This window comes from Mesorhizobium sp. M1E.F.Ca.ET.041.01.1.1 (assembly GCF_003997355.1).
Taxonomy (GTDB): Bacteria; Pseudomonadota; Alphaproteobacteria; order Rhizobiales; family Rhizobiaceae; genus Mesorhizobium.
In genome coordinates, this window is record NZ_RZSL01000680.1 from 1 (window position 1) to 2,890 (window position 2,890).

2 protein-coding genes and 2 pseudogenes are annotated in these 2,890 nt (G+C 62.0%); all 4 read right to left on the minus strand.

The window, feature by feature from the left end; all coding sequences use genetic code 11:
* A pseudogene (locus EOA38_RS40665) lies at nucleotides 1–319 on the minus strand (integrase); the annotation flags it as partial.
* A 288-nt stretch (nucleotides 320–607) separates the two neighbouring features.
* A complete protein-coding gene (locus EOA38_RS39465; protein WP_189435074.1) occupies nucleotides 608–1,096 on the minus strand; it encodes a hypothetical protein in 489 nt (162 codons plus the stop codon).
* 116 nt (nucleotides 1,097–1,212) lie between these two features.
* Nucleotides 1,213–1,695: a hypothetical protein gene (locus EOA38_RS32495; protein ID WP_210213004.1), complete on the minus strand. Its 483-nt coding sequence runs from the start codon at nucleotides 1,693–1,695 to the stop codon at nucleotides 1,213–1,215.
* 57 nt (nucleotides 1,696–1,752) lie between these two features.
* Nucleotides 1,753–2,890, minus strand: a pseudogene (locus tag EOA38_RS32500) (IS256 family transposase); the annotation flags it as partial.

Sequence of the window (2,890 nt, forward strand, 5' to 3'; positions counted from 1 at the left end):
CCGTTTTGCCTTGCCCCGTGACGCGGCGGAAGAGGGGGCCATGCGCGATACGGGCCAGCTTCAGCCAGGTCTGCAGGGCGACGGCCGGGCAGGTGGCGTCCGACGAGCCGCGACCAATTTCGACCTCGCCCAGCCGGACTTTGCCCCGCAACGTAACCAGCACGCCTGTCAGGGAAAAAATTCAATCCAGCCGCGACCGTCCCCGGTTTGATCGCGCGCAACGTCAAAGCCGACGATTTCGGAGCGGCGCAAGCCGCCAGCGAAGCCCAAAAGCAGCACGGTCGCGTAGACCGCGCAGCGTGCCACGGTGCTCGAGGACCGGCGGGGAAGGAGAGGGGCCTTCATCCGGCCGCCCCATCTGGATGACGACGCCGACAAATGTCCGGCAGGTCATCGGCGTCAACATTCCAGCCGACGAACCGTTACTGCGAGGGGTTCATGGGCCCGACAAGGAGACGGTTGATGATGCCGTCTAGAATGAGGCGGTTGCAAGGGAGGCCGTGATCCGCAGATCGGTTTCGCTCGACTGCCCCGGCCGGTCCGACTTCTTCCGGGCTTGCCGTGAACTCGGCCTCAAGCGAGCCCGGCTTTACGAACTGATCAGGGCTTATCGAGAGCATCCGGTCACGAGTTCGCTGCTGCCGCGCCCGGGCGGCACGAGACAAGGCAGCCGCCGGTTGCCGGATGAGACCGAGCGGTAATCGCCGAAGCGCTCCGGGACTTTTACAAGACGCGCCAGAAACCAAGCATCCATCGACTGCACAAAGGAGATCCGCGGGCTCTGCCGCTCGCGTGGTGTGCGCGCACCGTCCTGGCATGCGCTGAAGGCTCGGATCGAGGCCATGGACCCCGTCGAACTGACCAAGGCACGGGAAGGCTCGAAGGCAGCGCGCGATCGCTCCCACCCAGTTTCCGATCGCGCGCCCTGCAGCGGGGCGCTGAGGAATATGGCATCGAACTCATCCATCGTCCGATCGGCACTCCCCATATCGATATCGAGCGGCTGATCGGCACCATGATGGGCGCCGTCCATCTTCTGCCGGGCACGACGTTCAGCGACATCGACGAGCGTGGCAGCAATGATTCCGCCGCCCATGCGACGATGACTCTGGCCCTACTTCAACAATGAGATTCTAAAAGCGTTGTGAGTTCAACGCATTGCAGGCGCGAGAACGGGTGTTTGCACTACATTGTGGGGGTTTGGGCCGCCGCTCAAGCGGCCTGTTCGCGGATCACGTGGTTCCGGTGGTGATGCGCTTGCCATCCTTCTCGATCGTGGCCTCCTGCAGCCGGTCTAGGTGCGCAGCAGATCGCCCCATTCGACGCTGGAGCTTTGGCGGCGCAAAGATCCGCCAATTCCTTCTGCAGCAGCAGAGCCAGGAACGAGCAGAACACGTGACCGCGGATCGCCCCATCCGAACTGTGATAGATTGGCCGGGTGCGCATCAACGCCTTAGCCCAGCGGAACAGAACCTCCACCTGCAGAAGGTCGCGGTAGCGAAGGACCGCTTGCAGGGGCGTGATCCTGGCGTTGGTCCTTAAGACGAAGATCCCGTCATAGCGGGTCTCTTGGGCCAGCTTGCCGAGGTCGATCTCGAAGTCGTCTCTGGTGACTGACTTCAAATAGCGTCGACAGGCCTTGTTGCCGATCAGCGCCTTGTCGCCTTTCTTCAGCTGCTTTTGCAGTCCCTCCACGATCGCCTGGCGATCGGCCTGGGACTGTCAGGAATTCTGTGCGTGAGGCCGCTTTCGTCACTGGCTGACGAACCTTTCACCGAAGACGACGGCGAACTGGGTTTTGGCCTCGAACCATTCGCGCGGCGGTCGTTTCCATTCGTCGGCGGCGTGGGTCAGGACCAGATATAACAGTTTCATTGCCGCGTCATCATTGGGGAAATGGCCTCGGGTGCGAACGCCGCGGCGCAGTTTCGAGTTCAGCGCTTCAATTTGGTTCGTGGTGTAGATGATCCGGCGCACGCTTTCAGGGAAGGCGAAGAACGGTACCACGTATTGCCAGTTGCTTTGGGTGATCGCCGGATACCGCTGGCCCCAGTAGCCGGCCTCGAATTCCTCCAAGGCCTTCATGCCGGCTTCGGCATCCTTTGCTCCGCTAGATCGCGCGCAGCGCCGGCACGACCGGCTTACGATCCTTCCACGACACGAACTCCAGCGAATGGCGGATCAGGTGCACGATGTAGGTCTGGACGACAGTCTGTGCAAAGGCGTTGATCGCCTCGGGGAAGCCCTTCAGCCCGTCGACGACGGCAATCAGGATGTCGCCGACGCCCTGGTTCTTCAATTCGTTCATGACGCGCAGCCAGAACTTGGCCCCCTCGGTCTGCTCTCCAGATGCCGAGGATCTCCTTCGTGCCGTCGGGCAGGATGCCGAGCGCGATGTAGACGGCCTTGTTGCGCACGAAGCCCTCGTCCCTGATCTTGACCCGGATCGGATCGAAGAAGACGAGTGGATAGATCGGATCCAGCGGGTGGTTCTGCCACTCGGCCACTTCCTCCAGACGGCGTCGGTGACAGCCGAGATAGGTCCGGCGACACGTCGATGCCGTAGAGCTCCTCCAGAGGGTCGCGAATCTCGCGCACCGTCATGCCCCGCGCGTGCATGGAGATGATCTTGTCGTCGAAATCGGGAAAGCGGCGCTGGTATTTGGCATCAGCTTCGGATCGAAGGTCCCGGCCCGGTCACGCGGGATCGACAGCGTCATTTTCGACGTTCCCGTCAGAACTGACTTCCTCGAATGGCCGTTGCGGCGATTGGCGCTGCCGTCGGTGCGTTCGTCCTCAAGGTGCTCGTCGAGTTCAGCGTTCAGAATTGTTCCGAAAGCGCCTTCTTCAGGTCGTCGAGTAGCCCGTCCCTGGCGAACACCTCGTTGGG